This is a genomic window from Pseudomonas sp. BIC9C, from assembly GCF_034541995.1.
Classification (GTDB): Bacteria; Pseudomonadota; Gammaproteobacteria; order Pseudomonadales; family Pseudomonadaceae; genus Aquipseudomonas; species Aquipseudomonas fluorescens_CC.
Genome location: NZ_JAWDGM010000006.1, coordinates 83,330 through 105,810, shown reverse-complemented (window position 1 = coordinate 105,810; position 22,481 = coordinate 83,330). Strand labels below are relative to the sequence as shown.

Genomic DNA, 22,481 nt, shown 5'->3' with positions numbered 1-22,481 from the left:
GGGCTCCCATGCCAAATCAAGCCCCATCCCAGGCTTCCCCACCCCGCGCCTTGCGCTGGGCGGTGGCCGGCTCGGCGATCGTAATGTTCGCCGCCGGCGGCCTGTTCTACTACGCCGCACAATTGGCGGCGGCCAAACGCCAAACCAACCACGATGAAGTGATGGTGACCATCCACCCGCACAGTTGTGAACCCAATGCCCTCACCGTCCCGGCCGGGCGCGCCAGTTTCCGCATCGTCAACCGCTCCGAGCGCGCCGTGGAATGGGAAATCCTCGACGGCGTGCTGGTGATCGAAGAACGGGAAAACATCGCACCCGGTTTGAGTCAGGTCATCAACGCCAACCTGCTGCCCGGCGATTACAGCGTCACTTGCGGACTGCTGAGCAATCCCCGTGGCACCTTGCACGTCACACCGACAGTTGCCTCCGACGCCGCCGCCAAAGCCAGGCCGTCGATGGTCGCTTTTATCGGGCCACTGTCGGAGTTCCGCGTGTACCTGAGCAGCCAGGGCACCGCGCTGATCAAAGCCGTCACCGCCCTCCAGCAAGCCATCGAGTCCGGTGACCTGAGCCAGGCGCAAGCCTTGTATGGGCCTGCGCGCGCGGCGTATCAGCGTGTGGCGCCTGCCGCTCAACGTCTGGCGGAACTGGACAACGCCATCAATGCCCGCGCCGACTATTTCGAAAAACGCGAGCAGGACCCGGGCTTCACGGGTTTCCACCGCATCGAATACGCACTGTTCCAACAACGCGATCTCGTGGACCTGACGCCGATTGCCCAGCGTCTACTGACGGACGTCACCAGCCTCAAACAACAGTTGCTGGCCCAGTCACTGCCGCCGGAGCAACTGGTGAGCATCATGGTGCGCAATTTCAACGGCATCGCCGATGTCCGCGCCGGCAGCGGCGAAGAAGAACGCTACAGCCATAGCGACCTGAACGGCTTCGCCGCCAACCTCGACGCCACCCGCAAAGTCGTCGACCTGTTGCGTCCGTTGCTGAGCAAATCCGCAACCGGGTTGCTGTCGACAATCGACAGCGCCCTCAACGCTTTCGACGCTGAACTCAATGGTTTCAAGGTCGGCGCCAGTTACGCCAGCTACGACAGCGTCAGCGTCGAGCAGCGCAAACAGATCGCCGACAAGGCCAAGGCACTGGCCACCGCACTCGATGGAATCGATCCCGCCCTTGGCCTTTCCGGCCTGTTAGCAGAAGACGCAAACCGATGAACGATCCAGAGCAATTCAACCCCCAGCGCCGCCGCGTACTGATGGGCATGGGCGCCGCCGGTGTCACCCTCGCCGGCTCAGCCCTCAGTTGCCCGGCCATGGCCGCCAGCCCCGCGCAAGTCACGCAAGCACCGAGCAGCGACAAAACCGCTTACTGCCACGAGTTCCATGGCCAGCACCAGAGCGGCATTGTTACCCCGCGCCCGGCGGCCGGCATGCTGGTGTCCTTCGATGTGCTGGCCAGCGACCGTGAAGACCTTGAGCGACTGTTTCGCACCCTGAACCAGCGCATTGCGTTCCTGATGAAGGGCGGCCCGGTAGCCCAGGTCGATCCGAAGCTGCCACCTGTGGACTCGGGCATCCTCGGTTCGGTGGTGACCCCGGATAACCTGACCGTTACGGTGTCGGTGGGCGAATCGCTGTTCGATGAACGCTTCGGCCTGGCCAATGCCAAGCCCAAGCGGCTGATACGCATGGTCGGCTTCCCCAACGATGCGCTGGAAGCCGATTGCTGCCATGGCGACTTGAGCATCCAGTTCTGCTCCAACACCACCGACACCAACATCCACGCGCTGCGTGACATCGTGAAAAACCTGCCAGACTTGCTGCTGGTACGCTGGAAACAGGAAGGCAGCGTGCCGCCCCAGGCCCAGGCGAAACCCGGCGTGCCGGCGCAGAGCGCGCGCAACTTCCTCGGCTTCCGCGACGGTTCGGCCAACCCCGATTCCAACGACGCCAAGGCCATGGACAGCATCGTCTGGGTGCAGCCCGGCAGCGATGAACCCGCGTGGTCAGCCAACGGCAGCTATCAGGCCGTGCGAATCATCCGCAACTTCGTCGAACGCTGGGACCGCACGCCGTTGCAGGAACAGGAAAGCATTCTCGGCCGGGTCAAAAGCACCGGTGCGCCCATGGGCGGTGCCCACGAATCCGAAGTGCCGGACTACAGCAAGGATCCGCAAGGCAAGCTGACGCGGCTCGACGCCCACATTCGCCTGGCCAACCCGCGCACTGCCGCAACCCGGGCCAACCTGATCCTGCGCCGGCCGTTCAACTACTCCAACGGCGCGAACAAGAACGGCCAGCTCGACATGGGACTGCTGTTCATCTGCTACCAGGCCGACCTGGAGAAAGGCTTCATCACCGTGCAAACCCGGCTCAACGGCGAACCGCTGGAGGAATATCTCAAGCCGGTCGGCGGCGGCTATTTCTTCACCTTGCCCGGTGTCAGCGGCGACCAGGACTTCATCGGTCGTTCGCTGCTTGAGGCGACACAACCCGCACATCCATCAAAAACAACCGCCTGACCACAACAACCCTCACGGAACCGCCCCATGAAGAAGTCACCCCTCGCGTTAATGCTGACCCTTGGCTTGCTCAACACTTCGCTTTCGGCATACGCAGCGACAGCGCCGATGGACCTGGTGGGGCCGGTCTCGGACTACAAGATCTACGTGACCGGGCAACTGGATGAACTGGCCAGCCACACCCGACAATTCACTGACGCCGTGAAAAAAGGTGACCTGGCCACCGCGCAAAAACTCTACGCGCCGACTCGCGTCTACTACGAGTCGATCGAGCCGATTGCCGAGCTGTTCAGTGACCTGGACGCGTCCATCGACTCCCGCGTTGATGACCACGAAAAAGGCGTGAAGGCCGAAGACTTCACCGGTTTCCACCGCCTCGAATACTCGCTGTTCTCGGAAAAAAGCAGCAAAGGCCTGGGGGAACTGGCAGACGGCTTGAACAAGGACGTGAAGGACCTGCAAACCCGCGTGGCCGGCCTGACCTTCCCGCCTGAAAAAGTCGTGGGCGGTGCCGCTGCACTGCTCGAAGAAGTCGCGGCGACCAAGATCTCCGGCGAAGAAGATCGCTACAGCCACACCGACCTCTATGACTTCCAGGGCAACATCGACGGCGCGAAGAAAATCGTCGACCTGTTCCGTCCGCAGATCGAGAAGCAGGACGCCGCTTTCGTGGCCAAGGTCGACAAGAACTTCGCCACCGTGGACAAGATCCTGGCCAGGTACAAGACCAGCGATGGCGGTTTCGAGACCTACGACAAAGTGAAGGACGCCGACCGCAAAGCACTGGTCGGGCCGGTCAATACCTTGGCTGAAGATTTGTCGACATTGCGTGGGAAGCTGGGTCTGAACTGAGTTTTACAGCGCCGGCAAGGTCCTCATCGCGAGCAAGTCGGATCGCCGCACCGTCGCTCCCACAGTGGATCTGGGTCGAACACAACATTGTCGCCGACACCAAACCCTGTGGGAGCGAGCTTGCTCGCGATTGCTTTTCTGAGCCCCACCGGGTTTACAGAATGCGGTAGAGCAATCGCTCGATTCGCACGCGACTCACGCGCTTGAGGAACTTGGCGACGCCCATCGGGTATTCGGCGAGGGTTTCCAGGTTCTGGAAGTGCTCGATACGACGGGTGTGCTGGAAGATCTCTGTCAACTCGTTGCGACGCGGCTCCAGCCACTCGCCGTGTGGATCATCGATCAACAAGGCGTTTTCCAGGTCGAGTCGAAACGCCCGCGGGTTGAGGTTGTTGCCGGTCAGCAAGGTATAGCGCTGATCGATCCACATGCCCTTGAGGTGATAGGAGTTGTCGCCATCACGCCACAGGTGCAGGTTCAACTGACCGCTGTCGATGTTGCGCTGATGGCGCTTGGCAAACCGGCGCAGGCTGATTTCGTACAGGTACGGCAGCGCCGAAATGACCCGGAACGGTTCGCTCGGCGGGATGTAGAAGTCATTGGCCGTCTTGTCGCCGACCACAATATCGATCTTCACTCCACGGGCCAGCGCACGGTTGATCTCGCGGATGATCGCCAGCGGCAGGTTGAAGTACGGTGTGCAAATGGTCAGTTGCTGCCGGGCGCTGGCAATCAGTTCGCAGATCACCCGGTTCAGCGGATTGTTCTTGCCGACGCCGAGCAACGGGCTGACAGACAGACCCGCCCTGTCGGTGGTGCCCCGCGTGGTGTCGTACGCCGCGTGCTTGAGACGGCTGCGCAGGTCGCCGATGTCATTGCGCAGGCTGCGGGTGGTCGGCAGGTTCGGCAGGTCGAGGCGGTGCACCGCTTTCGAGGCCACCAGGCCGTGCTGCACCAGGTGCTGCATCGAATCGGCCAGTTCGCGATTGTGCAGCAGGTGATAGCGGTCGTAGCGGTACTTGTCGAACTTTTGCAGATAGACGTTGTTCAGGCTCGCGCCGCTGTAGATCACACAGTCATCGATCACGAAGCCTTTGAGGTGCAACACACCGAACAGTTCGCGGGTTTGTACCGGGACACCGTAGATCGGCACTTCGCTGGCATGGGTGCGGGTCATTTCCTGATACCAGGCGGAGTTGCCCGGTTGCTTGCCTGCACCGATCAGGCCGCGCTGGGCGCGCAGCCAGTCGACGACCAGCACCACGTCCAGTTCCGGACGCGCCAGTTTGGCCGCGTGCAAGGCATCGAGGATTTCCTGGCCGGCTTCATCCTGTTGCAGGTACAGCGCAACGATGTAAATGCGCCGGGTCGCGCTGGCGATTTTCTCCAGCAGGCAACGACGGAATTCGGCAGCGCCGGAAAGGATGCTGACGGCATCGGCTGTCAGCGGAAAACTGCGCAGTTTGGGCAGCAGGGAACGTTTGAAAAGCGACGGCATAGGGCTCGCAATGGGTCGAATCCGAAGAACCCGAGAGCTTACACCATCGCTAGCTTCGGGTCTTGTTACTGTCTGTTAAGGCCCCTTCGCGAGCAAGCCCGCTCCCACAGAGGAATGCATTTCAATGTGGGAGCGGGCTTGCTCGCGAAGACCATTTATCAGGCACCGCAAAAATATCAATTGACCATGGAGAACGATCGTTCTACTGTTAGCCACATGAACGAAATCACTAGCAATGATACACGCGACATCATTCTGGATGTCACCGAAAAGTTGATCTACAAAAGTGGCATAGCTGCCACTGGCATGGATCTTCTGGTGAAAACCGCCGGCGTCTCCAGAAAAAGCATTTACCGCTACTTCGCCAACAAGGACGAACTGGTGGTGGCCGCCCTGCAACGCCGCGACCAGCGCTGGATGCACTGGTACCGCGAGGAAGTCGGCCAGGCCGAAACCCCGGCTGAGCGACTGCTCAACCTGTTTACCGTACTCAAATCGTGGTTCGCCTGCGAAGGCTTCCGCGGTTGCGCCTTCATCAACACCAGTGGCGAAACCGGCGACCCGCAAGACCCGGTGCGCCTGGTCGCGAAAGAACATAAACAGAAGCTGCTCGACTACGTGTGCGAGTTGTGTACCGAACAGGGTGCCGAGGATCCGCAGATGCTGGCCAGACAGCTGCTGATCCTGATCGATGGTGCCATTACCGTGGCGCTTGTAATGGGTGATCACAGTGCCGCCGATAATGCGCAATGCATGGCGCGAAAGTTATTGGGCCTGTAGCAACTTAATCAAGCTCGACATGATGTTTGAACTTTAACTTGATACGGAGACTTGAAATGTCTAATGCCGAAGTTCGTCCGCCATTACCCCCTTTCACCCGTGAATCGGCCATTGAAAAAGTTCGCCTGGCTGAAGACGGCTGGAACTCCCGCGACCCAGAGCGCGTGTCCCTGGCCTACACCCTGGACACCCAATGGCGCAATCGCGCCGAGTTCGCCCACAACCGCGAAGAAGCCAAAGGCTTCCTGACCCGTAAATGGGCCAAGGAGCTGAACTATCGACTGATCAAGGAGCTGTGGGCCTTTACCGACAACCGCATCGCCGTGCGTTATGCCTACGAATGGCACGACGACTCGGGCAACTGGTTCCGCTCCTACGGCAACGAAAACTGGGAGTTCAACGAGGACGGCCTGATGGCCCGCCGCTTCGCCTGCATCAACGACATGCCGATCAAGGAAAGCGAGCGCAAGTTCCACTGGCCGCTGGGGCGCCGTCCTGACGATCACCCGAGCCTGTCGGATCTGGGTCTGTAAACACTGAGCAAAATGTGGGAGCGGCGGTGCGGCGATCCGACTTGCTCGCGAAGGGGTCTTCAGATCCAGCATCAATGCTGGCTGACACACCGCTTTCGCGAGCAAGCCCGCTCCCACAATGGTTTTGTGGCGTTCAGGCCGGTAACATACCGGCCCTTCCCTGCAGCCCTTTCTGCACCCGCCGAATAAGCCGATCCCATGCCTTTCGAACTCAGTGTTGACCTCTCCACCCTGGCCATCCTGGCCCTTGTCGCTTTTGTTGCCGGTTTCATCGACGCCATTGCCGGTGGCGGTGGTCTGTTGACCACCCCGGCCCTGTTGACCGCCGGCCTGCCGCCGCATCTGGTGCTGGGCACCAACAAGCTCAGTTCGACCTTCGGCTCGGCGATTGCCAGTTTCACCTTCTACCGCCGCAAGCTGTTCCACCCTGCGCAATGGGTGCACGCCATCGTCGGTACCCTGGTCGGCGCGCTGACCGGTGCCGTGGTCGCGCATTACCTGCCGGCGGAATGGCTGAACAAAATGCTGCCGGTGATCGTCTTCGCTTGCGGTGTCTATCTATTGTTTGGCGGTACGCCGACAGCGCCAACGGACAGCGATGCACCGATCAAGAAAACGTGGCAGTCGACCCAAGGCTTCAGCCTCGGCTTCTATGACGGCGTGGCAGGACCCGGCACGGGCGCGTTCTGGACCGTGAGCAGCCTGCTGCTGTACCCCATCGACCTGGTGAAGGCCAGCGGAGTGGCGCGCAGCATGAACTTCGTCAGCAACGCGGCGGCGCTGTCGATCTTCATCTTTTCCGGCCAGGTGGACTGGATCATCGGCCTGTGCATGGGCTCGTCGTTGATGGTCGGCGCGTTCTTCGGCGCCCGCACCGCCATCAGCGGCGGCGCGAAATTCATTCGTCCGGTGTTCATCACCGTGGTGCTGGGCCTGACCGTGCGCCTAGCCTGGCAACACTGGTTCAGCGTGACCTAAACGCCGCGCCACATAGACGTCGATCAGGTAACGGGCTATCGAGCGTGACGCCGGCAACGGCGGCAACTCGTGCACGTTGAACCACTGGGCATCCTCGATCTCGTCTTCCTGACAGACGATCTCGCCACCGGCGTATTCGGCATGAAAGCCGAGCATCATCGAGTGCGGGAACGGCCAGCACTGGCTGCCCATGTACTGGATGTTCCTGACCTCGATGCTCACCTCTTCGCGAACCTCGCGAATCAGACAGTCCTCGGCCGACTCGCCCGGCTCGGCAAACCCGGCCAGGGTGCTGTAGACACCCGGCACGAAACGCGGCGAACGTCCCAGCAGAATCTCGTCGCCGCGGGTCACCAGCACGATCATGCTCGGTGAAATGCGCGGGTAATAGCGCAAGTCACACGGTTCGCAGTACATCGCCCGTTCACTCACCACCTGATGGGTCGCCTGCCCGCAATTGCCGCAAAAACGGTGCTCGCGGGCCCAGGTGCCGATCTGTGCGGCGTAACCGAGCACCTTGTAGAGCGTGTGATCGCCTTCCAGCATGAACGCCCGCAGGCCTTTCCAGTTGCAGCCCGGTACCTCGCTGTGACTGCGCAACTCCAGCAGATAGACCGGCTCGCCGTCGAGATGACCGATGCCATGCTCGGCGAGAATCGACAGGTCCTGACGCTTTAACCATTCGCGCGCAAACAAGGCGCCATTGTCATCGAACAGAAAGCCCTCGGGGCTGCGCGCGACGGCCCAGCCGCCAGGTTGATCAGTGTCCAGTACTGCAGTGGTCCAGCGAGGAGTCATGGTTAATCAATCCAGAAATTCGGGTTTCTGTTTGCTCATATGGGCGGCCATGGCCACGCGCAGATCGGTGGATTGCAGCATGGCGGCGTTCCAGGTGGCGATGTATTCGAGACCGTCATCGATGCGATGGTCGCGCATGTAGCTGATCATCTCTTTGGTGCCGGTGACGGCGATCGGCGACTTGCCGGCGATTTCGCGGGCAATGCCCATGACGCCGTCGAGCAGACTGGCGTTGTCGCTGTAGACGCGATTGACCAGGCCCATGCCCCGCGCTTCGTCGGCGCCAAAGGTGCGACCAGTGTAAGCCAGTTCACGCAGCATGCCGTCACCGATGATTCGCGGCAAGCGTTGCAATGTGCCGACGTCGGCGGCCATGCCGATGTCGATTTCCTTGATTGAAAACTGTGCATCTGCGGCGGCATAACGCATGTCGCACGCGGCAATCAGGTCGATGGCGCCACCCAGGCAGTAACCCTGTATGGCCGCGAGCACCGGTTTGCGGCAGTTATCGACCGCATTGAACGACGCTTGCAAGGTGAGAATCTTGCGTCGCAACAGGCGCGCATTGCGGCCGACGTCCTTGCCCAGCTCATTGGCCACGCCGGCCAGCATCATCAGGTCGATCCCCGAGGAGAAATGCTTGCCTGCCCCGCTGAGGACCACCACGCGCACTTCATCGGTGTCGTCGATCCACTGGAAGATCTCGACGATCTCGCTCCAGAACGCAGCGTTCATCGAGTTGATCTTCTCCGGGCGGTTGATCTGCACATGGGCGATTTTATCGACCAGTTCGACGTTGAACGCGCTGTACTGAGACATGCCAGTGATCCTTTTGCGGGCAAAAATGAGGCCCGAACTATAACAAGGCATCAAGGCGGGCAGTAAGGCAGTGGTTCAGCCAAATGCGGGACTCACGGCACGCACCACAACGGTGCGCAGCCACTCGTTCACGGCGCACATTTATATGACTGCCCGGTGACTTCTTGAGGCCAAAATGCAAAAAAACATGCACTTCGTCGGGGCGTTTGCACCTCGATCAGGCACGTCCGTACCGCTACAAACCGATTGTCGAACAATTTTGCCATCTGCCCTTTACCGCTCTAAGTTCTGGCCTAGACTCATTTTCTCGAGACGAGACCGATCGGTCACAAAGTGGAAAAATAGTCGAAACTTTTTCCAGTCCCGATCGGTCCTCTGACAAGAAGGTGCGTTGCGACTGGTGCAATCCTTGCAACGGCCCGTTCACCCCTTTTGCTTCGACGCATCGGGCAGCGCTTGCTCACTGATGCGTAGCGCGATTGCGCCCGGCCAGCGGAATTGGCCATGAAACACCGTTTGCCAGACCTAAGAATTAGATCAACAACACGGGAGATTCATATGATCGGTACGGCTTTGGAAATACAGGGAGAGCGTGCTCATCAGGTCGGCGAATCGAGCGCCGTAACTGCCGCAAGTACCCACCCCATCAGCGTTCCTGGCACCAGGACGCTGACCCCGGCAGCCAACCAGAATCCGAACCGTAAAAAAGTGTTGTTCGTTACCTCGGAAATTGCCGACCTGGTGAAAACCGGTGGCCTGGGCGACGTTTCCGCAGCGCTGCCTCGGGCCATGGCCCACCTGCATGATGTGCGGGTGTTGATCCCGGGTTACCCGCAGGTGCTGCACAGCGAGAACCCCATTCATATCATCGGTGAGCTGGGCGGTCATGCTGCGTTGCCACCGTGCAAGATCGGGCGCATGGACATGCCTGATGGTCTGGTCATTTACGTGTTGATCTGCCCCGAACTCTACGAGCGCGAAGGTTCGCCCTACGGCGCCAACAACGGCCGCGACTGGCCGGACAACCATATCCGTTTCGCCCGTCTGGGCCTGGCGGCAGCCGATATTGCCGCCAACCTCGCACAAATCCACTGGTGCCCGGACCTGGTGCACGCCCACGACTGGCCCGCCGGCCTGGCCCCGGCCTACATGCACTGGCGTGGGCAGCGCACGCCGACGCTGTTCACCATTCACAACCTGGCGTATCAAGGCGTGACCAGCCTGGGCTCGTGCCCCGAACTGGGCATTCCCCATCACGCGCTGCAACAGGAAGGCATGGAGTTCTACGGCAAGATGTCGTTCCTCAAGGCCGGCATGGCCTATTCGAGCCACATCACCACCGTCAGCGCGACCTACGCCCAGGAAATCACTACCCCGGATTTCGGTTGCGGTCTCGACGGCTTTCTCGCCGCCAAGACCCAGCAAGGCCTGCTCAGCGGGATACCCAACGGCATCGATGAAAGCTGGGATGCGGCGACTGATCCGCACCTGTTCTGCCCGTTCAGCATCGGCGACTGGGATGGCAAGGCCGTGAACGCCGCCCATGTCCGCGAGCTGTTCGGCCTGCAAGACTCCGAGGGGCCGCTGTTCGCCGTGGTGTCGCGCCTGGTCTACCAGAAAGGCCTGGACCTGACGGAAGCAGTCTCCGAATACATCGTCAAATCCGGCGGCCAGATCGCGATCATCGGCCGTGGCGAGCCCGAAGAAGAACAGTCGATGCGCGAACTGGCCCTGCGCTTCCCCGGGCAGATCGGCGTGCGTATTGGCTTTAACGAAACCGATGCCCGGCGCATGTTCGCTGGCAGCGACTTCCTGCTGATGCCTTCGCGTTACGAACCCTGCGGCCTGAGCCAGATGTACGCCCAGCGCTTCGGCTCGTTGCCGGTGGCTCGCAATACCGGTGGCCTGGCCGACACCATCGAAAACGGCGTGACCGGGTTCCTGTTCGATGAATCCACGGTGCAAAGCTACCAGGAAGCCCTGAGCCGCGCGTTCAAGGTGTTTGCCTTCCCCGACCTGCTGCACGCCATGCGATGCCGGGCCATGGCAGCGCCGTTCAACTGGTGCAAGGCGGTCGAACCCTACGCCGAGCTTTACGAACAGCTAGTGGCGAAAGCGTTGGGGAAATCGAACAAACAGTAAGAGGCTTTCAAGATGCCGTTACGGACCCTTGAGACCTGGCCCCACGGCGCAATCATGCTGGACGCAGAGCACACGCGATTCGCGTTGTGGGCGCCAGATGCGTTTTACGTCAGTGTCGAACTGGAAAATGGACAGTCCTTGCCGTTGCTGCCCCAGGCCGACGGCTGGTTCGTGAGCAACACCCGATGCCCGGCAGGTACGCGGTACCGCTACAGCATCGATGGCGAGCTGGAGGTGCCCGACCCGGCCTCCCGCGCCCAGGCTGGCGATATTGACCGACACAGCGTGGTGGTCGATCCGCTGGCCTATGCGTGGCAACACAGTACCTGGCCGGGACGACCGTGGAACCAAGCGGTGATCTACGAATTGCATGTCGGTGCGCTCGGCGGCTTCAGTGCCGTCGAGCAGCATCTGGCACGCCTGGTCGAACTGGGCGTCACCGCGATCGAACTGATGCCCATCGCGCAGTTTCCCGGTGAGCGCAATTGGGGTTATGACGGCGTCCTGCCCTACGCGCCACAGGCTTCATACGGCTCACCCGAGCAGCTCAAACACCTGATCGACACCGCCCACGGCCACGGCCTGGCGGTGATCCTCGACGTGGTCTACAACCACTTCGGCCCGGACGGCAATTACCTGCATCGTTACGCCAAGGACTTTTTTCGCCAGGACAAACACACGCCGTGGGGCGCAGCCATCGACTTGCGCCGTCGCGAAGTACGGGACTTCTTCATCGAAAACGCGTTGATGTGGCTGCTGGAATACCGTTTTGACGGTTTGCGCCTGGACGCGGTGCACGCCATCGAAGACCCGGATTTCCTCCAGGAACTGGCGCAACGGGTGCGCCAGCAGACGGGGCCGGCGCGGCATGTCTGGCTGATGATCGAGAACGAACACAACCAGGCCAGCCTGCTCGAACAGGGTTACGACGCGCAGTGGAACGATGACGGCCACAATGCCCTGCATGTGTTGCTGACCGGCGAAACCGACGCCTATTACGCCGATTACGCGCAAAACCCCACCGAGCAACTGGCGCGCTGCCTGAGCCAGGGTTTCGTGTTCCAAGGTGATCTCAACCGCCATGGTGTGGCGCGCGGTGAACCCAGCGGGCATTTGCCGCCCGGCGCATTCATCCTGTTCTTGCAAAACCATGACCAGATCGGCAACCGGGCCTTCGGCGAACGCCTGCATCAACTCGCCCACCCGCAAGCGCTGCGTGCCGCCACGGTATTGCTGCTGTTGTCGCCGATGATTCCACTGCTGTTCATGGGTGACGAGTTCGCCGTCGAACAACCCTTCCTGTATTTCACCAGCCATCATGGCGAATTGGCAAAGCGGGTGCGCGATGGCCGGCGTAGCGAGTTCGCCGCGTTCAGCGCGTTTGCCGACCCGCGTCAACGCGAACACATTCCGGACCCGAATGATCCGCAGACATTTGCAGCGTCGCGCCCGGTCCTGCCATCCACTGGTCATTCAGAGATGCACGATCTGTATTGCCGACTCTTGCAGATCCGCCATCGGCTCATCATGCCGCGCCTGCCGGGCACCCAGGCACTGGGCACCGACGTGCTGGGCGAAGGCGCGGTGAGTGCATCCTGGCGCTTGGGTGATGGCAGCCAACTGCGTATTGACCTGAACCTCGGCGACAGGTCCGTAGTCCACACCGCACAGACCGGTGCCGCGCGGTTGTTCGAATACCCACCAGAAAGCGCCGACCTGCTGGAACAGGGCACCCTTGCTCCGTATTGCGCGCTCGTCAGCCTCGCCGCAGCAGCCCCCTTTGCTACCCCGTATGGAGAGCGTCCATGAGTGATGCGCAACTGGAAATTCTGGCCAGCCGTGCCGGCCTCGCGGTCGACTGGATCGACGCCAACGGCCGCCCGCAAAAAGTCGCGCCTTCAGTGTTGCGCAACGTGCTGACCGGCCTGGGCCACCCGGCTGGCAGTGCCCAGGAAATCGACGCCAGCCTGCTGGAGTTGCAGGCGGTGCAACAAACACACCGCTTGCCACCATTGATGACCGCCGATGAGGGGGGCGGCCTGGACCTGGCGCGTTACTTCGAGCCCGAAACCCCTTGCGAAATCCACCTCGAGGACGGTTCACGGCTCAACCTGAAGCTGGACGCCAACTCGGTGCTGCCGGGGCTGGTACCGGTCGGCTATCAACAGGTCAGCATCGACGGACAAACCTTCACCCTGGCGGTGGCCCCGGCCCGTTGCTACAGCGTGGCCGATGCCGTGGATAACCCAATCCCCCGTGCGTGGGGCCTGAGCGTGCAGTTGTATGGATTGCGCCGCCCCGGCGATGGCGGGTTTGGTGACACCCAGGCGCTGGAGGACCTCGCCCGGGTCGCCGGTGAACGTGGCGCCGAGGCCTTGGCGATCAGCCCGTTGCATGCGATGTTTTCCAGTGACACACAACGCTACAGCCCGTACTCCCCGTCCAGCCGTTTGTTTCTCAACAGCCTTTACTGCGCCCCCGGCACCCTTCTCGGCGAACACGCACTGCGTACCGCCATTGATGCAACCGGGCTGGCCATTGAATTCAAGGCGCTGGAAGAACGCCCACTGATTGACTGGCCGGCAGCCGCCAAAGCCAAGCATCGATTGTTGCAGGCACTGTATGAAGGCTTCGTCCAGGATGAACACCCGTTGCATGAAGACTTCAGCAGTTTTCGTCACGCTGCCGGCGAAGCGCTGGAAAACCATTGCCGCTTCGAAGCCATCCAGGAAGCTCGCGCTGCTCGCGGTGAACACCTCGACTGGCGGCAGTGGCCCGAACCCTGGCGCAACCCGCGCAGCGCCGAAGTGGCGGCATTTGCCGAAGAGAATGCCGGGCGCATTGGCTTCTTTGCTTTCTGTCAGTGGCTGATCACTCGCTGCCTGGAGCGTGCGCAAGCCGCCGCCCGCGCCAGTGGCATGAGTATCGGCCTGATCGCCGATCTGGCCGTCGGTGCCGATGGCGGCGGCAGCCAGGCCTGGAGCCGTCAGGACGAACTGCTCGCCGCCCTGACCGTCGGTGCGCCACCGGACATTCTCAACCGCAGTGGCCAGGGCTGGGGAATTTCCGCATTCTCCCCTGAAGGCCTGGTACGCAATGGTTTCCGTGCCTTCATCGAAATGCTGCGGGCCAATTTCGCCCATTGCGGTGGCTTGCGCATCGATCACGTCATGGGGCTGCAGCGTTTGTGGGTGATCCCCAACGGCTCGCCACCGGCCGACGGCGCTTACCTGTACTACCCGGTGGACGACCTGCTGCGTCTGTTGACCCTCGAATCCCATCGTCACCAGGCCATCGTCCTTGGCGAAGACCTCGGCACCGTGCCGGACGGCTTGCGGGAAAAACTCATCGCCCGCTCCATGCTCGGCATGCGGGTATTGCTGTTCGAGCAGGACAACACTCACTTCAAGCCAATCCTCGACTGGCCAGACAATGCCCTGGCGACCACCAGCACCCATGACCTGCCCACCCTCAACGGCTGGTGGCATGGCCGGGACATCGACTGGAACGCCCGGCTCGGCATGGTCGATGCCAGCGGTGAAATCGAATGGCGCCAGCACCGCGAGCGCGAGCGTGAAGGCCTGCGGCGGGCGTTGAGCCAGGACCCGCAGAACTTTCGCGAGGAATCCCACGAAACCGACCAGGTGCTGGATGCCAGCGTGCGTTTTCTCGGCCACACCCGGGCACCCTTGGTGTTGCTGCCGCTGGAAGATGCCCTTGGCGTCGAACAACAGGCCAACTTGCCGGGCACCATCGACACGCACCCAAACTGGTCGCGGCGCTTGCCCGGTTACAGCGAAGCCTTGCTCGATGGGGCGGATGCTGCGCGGCGCCTGGAACTGCTCGCCTGTGCGCGACTTCAGGCGGCTGAGCGTGATCGATGATTGACGTGCCGACCCGACCGCTGCGCGCCACATTGCGCCTGCAATTTCATAAAGGCTTCACCCTGGAAGACGCGGTGCCCCTGGTGCCCTATTTCGCCCGCCTCGGCATCAGCCATGTCTACGCCTCCCCGCTGTTGCGCGCCCGTGCCGGGTCCATGCATGGCTATGACGTGGTCGACCCGACCCGGGTCAACCCGGAGCTGGGCGGCGAAGCGGCGCTGCGCTGCCTGGTCAGTGCCTTGCACGGGCAGAACATGGGCTTGATCCTCGACATCGTCTCCAACCACATGGCGGTCGGTGGCAGTGATAATCCCTGGTGGCTGGATTTGCTGGAGTGGGGGCGCCTGAGCCCCTACGGCGAGTTTTTCGATATCCAGTGGCACTCTGCCGATCCGCTGATGGAAGGCCAGTTGCTCCTGCCATTTCTGGGCAGCGATTACGGCGTCGCGTTGCAAGACGGCACCCTGCCCTTGCGATTCGATGCCTGGCACGGCACCTTTCATGTCGAGCACTACGAACACCGCTTTCCCGTTTGCCCCTGCGATTACGGGGAGCTGCTCAAGACCGATGCACCGCTCGATACGCAACAGGCCGAACAACTCAGATCCCTGGCCAATCGCTTCAGCACCCTGAGCTACCAGAGCGACGCCCACAGCCTGGCCATCGCGCTGAAAGCAGAACTGCGCGATCTGGTCAGCGATCCGGCCATTGCCCAGGCCATTGACCGGCACCTGAAAAACTACGACTCAGTGACCGGCGAAGGCTTCCAGCGCCTGCACAGCCTGCTGGAACGCCAGAGCTATCGCCTCGCCAGCTGGCGCACTGCCGCCGATGACATCAACTGGCGACGCTTCTTTGATATCAATGAACTCGGCGGACTGCGTGTCGAGCGTCCCGCCGTGTTCGAAGCCACCCACGCAAAGATCTTCCAATTGGTGGCTGAGGGGCTGATCGACGGATTGCGCATCGACCACATCGACGGCCTTGCCGACCCGCGGGGCTACTGCCGAAAGCTGCGGCGGCGGGTCGACAGTCTGTCCGCGGGTCGTCACCTGACCATCCATGTCGAAAAGATCCTCGGCGAAGGCGAAAACCTGCATCGCGACTGGTCGGTGGATGGCACCACCGGTTACGAATTCATGAACCAGTTGTCACTGCTGCAACATGATCCACAGGGCGCGCAGACACTGGCCGAACTCTGGCATCGTCACAGCGAGCGGCCCGCCGATTTCGACCGGGAAACACAGCTGGCCCGCCAGCAAATCCTCAGCACTTCCCTGGCCGGGGATTTCGAAAGCGTCGCCCAGGCCCTGCTGCAAGTGGCCCGGGACAATCTCATGACCCGCGACCTGACCCTCGGCGCCATTCGCCGGGCATTGCAGGCGCTGATCGTGCACTTCCCGGTGTACCGCACCTACATCAGCCCCCTCGGCCGATCAGCCCGGGACGAGGTGTTTTTTCAGCGGGCCATGGACGGCGCCCGTCAAACCCTGGGCGAGGCAGACTGGCCGGTGCTCGACTGCCTGGCCGGCTGGCTCGGCGGTGAACCCTGGCGGCAACGCCCGGCCGGTCGTCAGCGCAAGCGCCTCAAGCACGCCTGCGTACGCTTCCAGCAACTGACCTCGCCGGCCGCGGCGAAAGCGGTGGAAGACACCGCGTTCTATCGTTCGGCCGTCCTGCTCTCGCGCAATGACGTGGGGTTCAACACCGAGCAGTTCAGTGCCCCGGTTGCCGATTTTCATCAGGCCTGTATCGAGCGTCTCGACACCTTCCCGGACAATCTGCTGGCCAGCGCCACCCACGACCACAAGCGTGGCGAAGATTCACGCGCGCGGCTGGCGGTGTTGAGCGAACGCAGCCACTGGTACGCCGGGCAGATCGGCCTGTGGCGCACCCTCGCCCGGCCATTGCGCAATGACGATCAAGCGCCGTCGGCGGGCGACGAACTGATCCTGTATCAAACGATCCTCGGCAGTTGGCCGCTGGACCTCGATATCGATCATCGGCCAGCGCTCGAGGCCTACGCAAAACGCCTCTGGCAGTGGCAACGCAAGGCCTTGCGCGAAGCCAAACTGCAAAGCAGCTGGAGCGTCCCCAATGACGCTTACGAGCAAGCGACCGAAGACTTTATCCAGCGCTTGCTGCTCAGCCCCGAAGGTGAGCTGTTGCGTGCGGCCCTCGCCAAGGCTGCCCGCTCGATTGCCATCCCCGGGGCGCTCAACGGTTTGGCGCAAACCTTGCTGCGCATGACCGTACCCGGCGTGCCGGACCTTTATCAGGGCAACGATTTCTGGGACTTCAGCCTGGTCGATCCGGACAACCGTCGACCGGTGGATTACACCCGTCGCCAGCGGGCGATACAGCAACCTGCGGATCTGACTGACCTGCTGGCGAACTGGCGTGACGGGCGCATCAAGCAGGCCTTGATTGCACGCACACTGGGCCTGCGGGCCGAGCATGCCGAGCTGTTTCGGCGAGGCACTTACCAGGCCCTGGAAGTGGTGGGCAGCGAGGCCCATCGAGTGCTGGGCTTTATCCGTGAACGGGAGGGCAAACGCGCCATCGTGATTGTGCCGATACGCTGTTCCGAACTGCTGGAAAACGGTGCCGAACCACAGGTCCATGCGCCGCTGTGGGGCGATACCCGGGTCAAGTTGCCGTTCACCGTCCCCGAGGAACATCTGAAGGGACTTTTTTCCGGCATCACAGTCACAAAACACAGGGAGCTGCTGATCAGCGCCGCGCTGGGGGATTTCCCGGTCAATCTCATTATTCAAATTACCCACACTTGAGTTCAGTTCAGGAGCATTGCGATGAGTACCGACGAAAAACGCATCCGCGAATTCGCCTATCAGATCTGGGAGTCCGAAGGAAAACCCGAAGGTCAGGAAGCCCGCCACTGGGAAATGGCGCGCAAGCTGGCAGAATCCGAAGCCCTGGCCCCGAAAAAGTCTCCGAAGGTCGCCGCCAGCAAGGCAGCGCCGAAGAAAACCGGCGACGCAAAACCTGGCCCTGACAAGACACTCAACGGCAAGACCGCCGCACCGAAAACCAAAGCCAAACCGGCGGCGGCTTCAAAGATGATCCCGCCAGGAGAAAAGGCCGTCGAGAAAAAGCCCCGGGCGGCGCGAAAACCGCCCGCGGTTTGAATATGTCTTGAGGCCCCTTCGTCGGAACGCCGCCCAGGGCAGACCCGCTCCCACAGTGTTTGATGGTGTGGCTGCAATCTGTGGCAACTCACAGGTCCCTGTGGGAGCGGGCTTGCCCGCGAAGGGGCCATCACTTCCAGCATTGATGTTACCTGACACACCGTTTTCGTCGGAACGCCGCCCGGAGCAAGCTCGCTCCCACAGGTAACCCCCGTTTACAGGAGTACCTATGACCAGTCCGAAGAAAGCCGCCGCGCCAGCCCCTCGTGCCGAAGCGACACGAATCCGTGAAGGGCTGCCCTTCCCGCTGGGTGCCACCTGGGACGGACTGGGAGTCAACTTCGCCCTGTTTTCCGCCCACGCCACCCGAGTTGAACTGTGCCTGTTCGACGACACCGGCGAAGTGGAGCTTGAACGCATCGAGCTGCCCGAATACACCGACGAGATCTATCACGGCTACTTGCCCGATGCGCATCCCGGGCTGATTTATGGCTATCGCGTCTACGGTCCGTACGACCCGGCCAACGGCCATCGTTTCAACCCCAACAAACTGTTGATCGACCCCTACGCCAAACAACTGGTCGGCAAGCTGAAATGGTCCGAAGCGCTGTTCGGCTACACCATTGGCCACCCCGACGCCGACCTCAGTTTCGATGAACGGGACAGTGCGCCCTTCGTGCCCAAATGCAAGGTCATCGACCCCGCGCACACCTGGGGCCACGACCACCGCGTCAGCGTGCCGTGGGACAAGACGATCATTTATGAAACCCATGTGCGCGGCTTCACCATGCGTCATCCTTCGGTTCCCGAAAACGTGCGCGGTACCTTTGCCGGGTTGATGGTCGACGACGTGATGGAGCACATCCGCAAGCTCGGCGTGTCGACCGTGGAGTTGCTGCCAATCCACGCGTTCGTCAACGACCAGCATTTGCTGCACAAGGGCATGACCAATTATTGGGGCTACAACAGCATTGCGTTCTTCGCCCCCGACCCGCGTTACCTGGCCAGTGGCAAGATTGCCGAATTCAAGGAAATGGTCGCGCACCTGCACGAAGCCAATCTGGAGGTGATCCTCGACGTGGTCTACAACCACACCGCCGAGGGCAACGAACAAGGCCCGACCCTGTCCATGCGCGGCATCGACAACGCCTCCTACTACCGCCTGAAGCCGGATGACAAGCGCTTCTATATCAACGATTCCGGTACCGGCAACACCCTGGACCTGAGCCACCCGTGCGTGCTGCAAATGGTGACCGACTCCTTGCGCTACTGGGCTTCGGAAATGCATGTGGACGGTTTCCGCTTCGACCTGGCGACCATTCTGGGGCGCTATCACGATGGCTTCGACGAACGCCACAGTTTCCTGGTGGCCTGCCGCCAGGACCCGGTATTGCGCCAGGTCAAACTGATCGCCGAACCATGGGACTGCGGCCCCGGCGGTTATCAGGTCGGCAATTTTCCGCCGGGCTGGGTCGAGTGGAACGACAAATTCCGCGACACCGTGCGCGCCTTCTGGAAAGGCGACGACGGGCAACTGGCGGACTTTGCCAGCCGCCTGACGGCTTCCGGCGAGATGTTCAATCAACGTGGCCGCCGACCCTACTCATCGGTGAACTTCGTCACCGCCCATGACGGCTTCACCCTCAATGACCTGGTGTCGTACAACGACAAGCACAACGAAGCCAACGACGAAAACAATCAGGACGGCAGCAACAACAACCTGTCCTGGAACCACGGCGTCGAAGGCCCCACCGACGACCCCGAGATCAACGCGCTGCGTCATCGGCAGATGCGCAATTTCTTCGCCACCCTGCTGCTGGCCCAGGGCACGCCGATGCTGGTGGCCGGCGACGAGTTCGCTCGCACCCAGGACGGCAACAACAATGCGTACTGCCAGGACAGCGAGATCGGCTGGGTCAACTGGGACCTCAGCGAAGACGGCAAGACCCTGCTCAAGTTCGTCAAACGCCTGATCAAGTTGCGCCTGACGTATCCGATCCTGCGCCGTGGGCGTTTTCTGGTGGGTAATTACAACGAGGACATCGGCGTCAAGGACGTGACCTGGCTGGCGCCGGACGGTAAGGAAATGACCACCGAGCATTGGCACGACGCGCATAATCGATGCCTGGGCATGCTGCTCGATGGTCGCGCCCAGGAAACCGGCATTCGCCGCAAAGGCGCCGACGCGACGTTGATGCTGGTGGTCAACGCGCATCACGACATCGTCAATTTCCGGCTACCACAAGTGCCTGACGGTGGTTTCTGGACCTGCATGATCGACACCAACCAGCCGTCGATTCGCGGCCAGGAGCGCTTCGAGTTTGGCCACGAGTACTCGGTCACCGGCCGCTCGTTGCTACTGTTCGAGTTGCAGCATGAGGATGAAGAGTAACGACAAGGTTCAGGAATTCACGGCGCTACTGCCGTAGAGCGGAAAAATCATATTGCTCAGGTTCGCGATGCGACGAATAGCGTTACATGAGCAATACTCGATGCGCGGCAATCCAGGGTTTGGCTTGGCGCACATTGTTTTCAACGAGCCCTCACGGGTCTGCCGGGTCTGGATCGCGCACGACTGAAGGCAAAGCAGAACAAGGACGTAATGCCCATGAAATCCGTTTCCGTCAGTGAAACCAGCTTGCCATCACAGATCTGGAACAGTGCCCCGCAACTGGACAGCATTCCGGTCATCAGCGCCCAATCACTGGTACCCACTGGCGCACGCGCGGTGCTCATTGCTCCGCACCCCGGCGATGAAGTCGTGACCTGCGGCGGCCTGCTGCAATTGCTCAGCAACCTGGGCCACCCACTGCAATTGATCTCGATCACCGACGGCAGCGCCAGCCATCCGGGCTCTGTGCAATGGTCGGAAAAACGCCTCAGTGTATTCCGTCCCCAGGAAAGCGTCGAAGCCATACGCCGACTCGGATTGCCGATGCACAGCCTGAAGTGGATACGTGGCGGGTTTACCGACAACGCCCTGGTGGAACACGAAGAACAGATCGCCCGATTCATCGCGCGTTACCTGCGCCCCGGTGATGTGGTGTTCAGCACCTGGCGCGAGGACGGCAACGCCGACCACGACACTGTTGGCCGCGCCAGCGCCTGGGCGGCGGCCAGCGCAGGGGCAACCTATAACGACGTACCGCTCTGGGCCTGGCACTGGCCGGCACGGGACCGGGAGCTGATCCCCTGGCATCGTGCCCGCAAGGTGCGCCTCGACACCTGGACCGTCGCCCGCAAGAGCCACGCCATCCACGCCTACGCCAGCCAGCTCGACGGCGAACCGGCCATCGGCCTTGCGCCGTTACTGCCCCGGACGCTGCTGGAGCGTATCCGTTTGCCTTATGAAATTGTGCTGGTTTGAAAACGCAGCCCATCAGACTGAACTGCCTGCAGTCGCATCAGTCGCATACATAAGCAGCCCTGAATCAGAGGAGTGCATGTGGCCAGTCATTCAAAACCGCAGGTAGCCGAATCAATGCCATTGAACACGCCCCCCGCGATTCATCGGCTTCGCGTACTGACGGTCAACACCCACAAGGGATTTACCGCACTCAACCGGCGCTTCATCCTCCCCGAGTTGCGTGAAGCGGTGCGCAGTACGTCAGCAGACCTGGTGTTTCTGCAAGAGGTCGTCGGCGAGCACGACCGCCACTCCTCCCGCTACAACGATTGGCCGCAAACCTCGCAATATGAATTCCTTGCCGACAGCATGTGGAGCGACTTCGCCTATGGGCGCAACGCCGTCTATCCCGACGGTCATCATGGCAACGCCCTGCTGTCGAAGTACCCGATCCGCGAGTACCGTAACCTGGATGTTTCCATCACCGGTCCGGAACGTCGCGGCTTGCTGCACTGCGTGCTGGACGTGCCGGGGCATAGCGAAGTCCACGCCATCTGCGTGCACCTCAGCCTGCTGGAAAGCCATCGTCAGCTGCAAATGCAGTTGCTCTGTCAGCTCCTTGAGTCCCTGCCTGAGCAGGCGCCGGTCATCATTGCCGGCGACTTCAACGACTGGCAGATGCAAGGCAATGCGGCCTTGGTCCGGCGCGATGACTTGCACGAAGCTTTCGAACGCCACCTTGGGCGTCCGGCCAAAACCTACCCCGCGCGGTTTCCCTTGTTGCGACTTGATCGTGTCTACCTGCGCAATGCCAGCAGCCATGAGCCGAAAATACTCGGGCACAAGCCGTGGACGCACCTTTCCGACCATTTGCCGTTGGCGGTGGAAGTGCATCTCTGAATCGCGGCCATTCGGTGCCAAGTACCGAAAAATCGTCCCCCACCTGTTATTTCTGACAGTAGCCATGGTGCATTAGTGACTGCTACGTTGGTAATGCCCTGACAGACTCCTGTAGGGGCTTGTACTACTCGCGTAGCGCCTTGGTTGCTGAAGGTATTCACGGGGCGTTGGTTTTCCCGACGCCATCTTGCAACTCGCGCTGCCGAATACGTCAGTTTCCTGGCCACTCATGACGGCCCAGGGAACGGAAGTTGATCCCGTCGCGG

General features: G+C 61.4%; 17 protein-coding genes. 14 read left to right on the top strand and 3 right to left on the bottom strand.

Features of this window, described 5'->3' with window-relative positions; translation table 11 throughout:
* Window positions 1-8: 8 nt before the first annotated feature.
* Genes efeO (RS887_RS24140) through efeO (RS887_RS24130) form a run of 3 tightly spaced genes read left to right on the top strand, consistent with a single transcriptional unit; the run spans window position 9 to window position 3,388 of the window.
* A complete protein-coding gene (gene efeO, locus RS887_RS24140; protein ID WP_322617368.1) occupies window positions 9-1,229 on the top strand; it encodes an iron uptake system protein EfeO in 1,221 nt (406 codons plus the stop codon).
* Window positions 1,226-2,536, top strand: coding sequence for an iron uptake transporter deferrochelatase/peroxidase subunit (gene efeB / locus RS887_RS24135; RefSeq protein ID WP_322617367.1), 1,311 nt, complete (start codon window positions 1,226-1,228; stop codon window positions 2,534-2,536). Before efeO (RS887_RS24140) ends, efeB begins: the two co-directional genes overlap by 4 nt.
* 27 nt (window positions 2,537-2,563) lie before the next feature.
* The gene (efeO, locus tag RS887_RS24130) at window positions 2,564-3,388 is read left to right on the top strand and encodes an iron uptake system protein EfeO (RefSeq protein WP_322617366.1); all 825 of its coding nucleotides are present in this window, start codon (window positions 2,564-2,566) and stop codon (window positions 3,386-3,388) included.
* Window positions 3,389-3,542: 154 nt separating this feature from the next.
* On the opposite strand, the gene pssA is transcribed toward efeO (RS887_RS24130), so the two are convergent.
* On the bottom strand, window positions 3,543-4,886 hold the full coding sequence (pssA, locus tag RS887_RS24125; RefSeq protein WP_322617365.1) for a CDP-diacylglycerol--serine O-phosphatidyltransferase: 1,344 nt from the start codon (window positions 4,884-4,886) through the stop codon (window positions 3,543-3,545).
* 216 nt (window positions 4,887-5,102) lie between these two features.
* Between pssA and RS887_RS24120 the strand changes: the two genes are divergently transcribed.
* The 3 genes from RS887_RS24120 to RS887_RS24110 all read left to right on the top strand — a co-directional run bounded on the left by RS887_RS24120 (window position 5,103) and on the right by RS887_RS24110 (window position 7,177).
* A complete protein-coding gene (locus RS887_RS24120) occupies window positions 5,103-5,666 on the top strand; it encodes a TetR/AcrR family transcriptional regulator (RefSeq protein ID WP_322617364.1) in 564 nt (187 codons plus the stop codon).
* A gap of 56 nt (window positions 5,667-5,722) precedes the next feature.
* Window positions 5,723-6,199 (top strand): nuclear transport factor 2 family protein, encoded by a 477-nt coding sequence (locus RS887_RS24115; RefSeq protein ID WP_322617363.1) that lies wholly within the window; start codon window positions 5,723-5,725, stop codon window positions 6,197-6,199.
* A gap of 198 nt (window positions 6,200-6,397) precedes the next feature.
* Window positions 6,398-7,177, top strand: a complete 780-nt coding sequence (locus tag RS887_RS24110) for a TSUP family transporter (RefSeq protein ID WP_322617362.1) — start codon at window positions 6,398-6,400, stop codon at window positions 7,175-7,177.
* On the opposite strand, the gene nudC is transcribed toward RS887_RS24110, so the two are convergent.
* Together nudC and RS887_RS24100 are read right to left on the bottom strand one after the other, a co-directional pair.
* Window positions 7,145-7,975 carry an NAD(+) diphosphatase gene (gene nudC / locus RS887_RS24105; protein ID WP_322617361.1) on the bottom strand — a complete coding sequence of 277 codons (831 nt, stop codon included), beginning with the start codon at window positions 7,973-7,975 and terminating at the stop codon, window positions 7,145-7,147. The two genes, RS887_RS24110 and nudC, sit on opposite strands and share 33 nt — an antisense overlap.
* A 6-nt stretch (window positions 7,976-7,981) precedes the next feature.
* Complete coding sequence (locus RS887_RS24100) at window positions 7,982-8,794, bottom strand: crotonase/enoyl-CoA hydratase family protein (RefSeq protein ID WP_322617360.1); 813 nt, start codon at window positions 8,792-8,794, stop codon at window positions 7,982-7,984.
* Between the two features lie 558 nt (window positions 8,795-9,352).
* On the opposite strand from RS887_RS24100, the gene glgA reads away from it, so the two are divergent.
* The 8 genes from glgA to RS887_RS24060 all read left to right on the top strand — a co-directional run bounded on the left by glgA (window position 9,353) and on the right by RS887_RS24060 (window position 22,215).
* Complete coding sequence (glgA, locus tag RS887_RS24095) at window positions 9,353-10,936, top strand: glycogen synthase GlgA (protein ID WP_322617359.1); 1,584 nt, start codon at window positions 9,353-9,355, stop codon at window positions 10,934-10,936.
* Between the two features lie 12 nt (window positions 10,937-10,948).
* Window positions 10,949-12,745, top strand: a complete 1,797-nt coding sequence (gene treZ, locus RS887_RS24090) for a malto-oligosyltrehalose trehalohydrolase (protein WP_322617358.1) — start codon at window positions 10,949-10,951, stop codon at window positions 12,743-12,745.
* Window positions 12,742-14,820: a 4-alpha-glucanotransferase gene (malQ, locus tag RS887_RS24085; protein ID WP_322617357.1), complete on the top strand. Its 2,079-nt coding sequence runs from the start codon at window positions 12,742-12,744 to the stop codon at window positions 14,818-14,820. Before treZ ends, malQ begins: the two co-directional genes overlap by 4 nt.
* Window positions 14,817-17,612: a malto-oligosyltrehalose synthase gene (locus RS887_RS24080; RefSeq protein ID WP_322617356.1), complete on the top strand. Its 2,796-nt coding sequence runs from the start codon at window positions 14,817-14,819 to the stop codon at window positions 17,610-17,612. Before malQ ends, RS887_RS24080 begins: the two co-directional genes overlap by 4 nt.
* Window positions 17,613-17,633: 21 nt before the next feature.
* Window positions 17,634-17,969 (top strand): DUF2934 domain-containing protein, encoded by a 336-nt coding sequence (locus tag RS887_RS24075; protein ID WP_322617355.1) that lies wholly within the window; start codon window positions 17,634-17,636, stop codon window positions 17,967-17,969.
* Between the two features lie 229 nt (window positions 17,970-18,198).
* Window positions 18,199-20,361, top strand: a complete 2,163-nt coding sequence (glgX, locus tag RS887_RS24070) for a glycogen debranching protein GlgX (protein ID WP_322617354.1) — start codon at window positions 18,199-18,201, stop codon at window positions 20,359-20,361.
* A 216-nt stretch (window positions 20,362-20,577) separates the two neighbouring features.
* Window positions 20,578-21,336, top strand: coding sequence for a PIG-L family deacetylase (locus RS887_RS24065; RefSeq protein WP_322617353.1), 759 nt, complete (start codon window positions 20,578-20,580; stop codon window positions 21,334-21,336).
* A 114-nt stretch (window positions 21,337-21,450) separates the two neighbouring features.
* Entirely contained in the window at window positions 21,451-22,215 is a 765-nt protein-coding gene (locus RS887_RS24060; protein WP_322617352.1) for an endonuclease/exonuclease/phosphatase family protein, read from the top strand.
* Window positions 22,216-22,481: the final 266 nt, after the last annotated feature.

Excerpts from the sequence above, each read along its gene's own strand:
- efeO (WP_322617368.1), top strand. The coding sequence starts at position 9 with ATGCCAAATCAAGCCCCATCCCAGGCTTCCCCACCCCGCGCCTTGCGC.
- efeB (WP_322617367.1), top strand. The coding sequence starts at position 1,226 with ATGAACGATCCAGAGCAATTCAACCCCCAGCGCCGCCGCGTACTGATG.
- efeO (WP_322617366.1), top strand. The coding sequence starts at position 2,564 with ATGAAGAAGTCACCCCTCGCGTTAATGCTGACCCTTGGCTTGCTCAAC.
- pssA (WP_322617365.1), bottom strand. The coding sequence starts at position 4,886 with ATGCCGTCGCTTTTCAAACGTTCCCTGCTGCCCAAACTGCGCAGTTTT.
- RS887_RS24120 (WP_322617364.1), top strand. The coding sequence starts at position 5,103 with ATGAACGAAATCACTAGCAATGATACACGCGACATCATTCTGGATGTC.
- RS887_RS24115 (WP_322617363.1), top strand. The coding sequence starts at position 5,723 with ATGTCTAATGCCGAAGTTCGTCCGCCATTACCCCCTTTCACCCGTGAA.
- RS887_RS24110 (WP_322617362.1), top strand. The coding sequence starts at position 6,398 with ATGCCTTTCGAACTCAGTGTTGACCTCTCCACCCTGGCCATCCTGGCC.
- nudC (WP_322617361.1), bottom strand. The coding sequence starts at position 7,975 with ATGACTCCTCGCTGGACCACTGCAGTACTGGACACTGATCAACCTGGC.
- RS887_RS24100 (WP_322617360.1), bottom strand. The coding sequence starts at position 8,794 with ATGTCTCAGTACAGCGCGTTCAACGTCGAACTGGTCGATAAAATCGCC.
- glgA (WP_322617359.1), top strand. The coding sequence starts at position 9,353 with ATGATCGGTACGGCTTTGGAAATACAGGGAGAGCGTGCTCATCAGGTC.
- treZ (WP_322617358.1), top strand. The coding sequence starts at position 10,949 with ATGCCGTTACGGACCCTTGAGACCTGGCCCCACGGCGCAATCATGCTG.
- malQ (WP_322617357.1), top strand. The coding sequence starts at position 12,742 with ATGAGTGATGCGCAACTGGAAATTCTGGCCAGCCGTGCCGGCCTCGCG.
- RS887_RS24080 (WP_322617356.1), top strand. The coding sequence starts at position 14,817 with ATGATTGACGTGCCGACCCGACCGCTGCGCGCCACATTGCGCCTGCAA.
- RS887_RS24075 (WP_322617355.1), top strand. The coding sequence starts at position 17,634 with ATGAGTACCGACGAAAAACGCATCCGCGAATTCGCCTATCAGATCTGG.
- glgX (WP_322617354.1), top strand. The coding sequence starts at position 18,199 with ATGACCAGTCCGAAGAAAGCCGCCGCGCCAGCCCCTCGTGCCGAAGCG.
- RS887_RS24065 (WP_322617353.1), top strand. The coding sequence starts at position 20,578 with ATGAAATCCGTTTCCGTCAGTGAAACCAGCTTGCCATCACAGATCTGG.
- RS887_RS24060 (WP_322617352.1), top strand. The coding sequence starts at position 21,451 with ATGCCATTGAACACGCCCCCCGCGATTCATCGGCTTCGCGTACTGACG.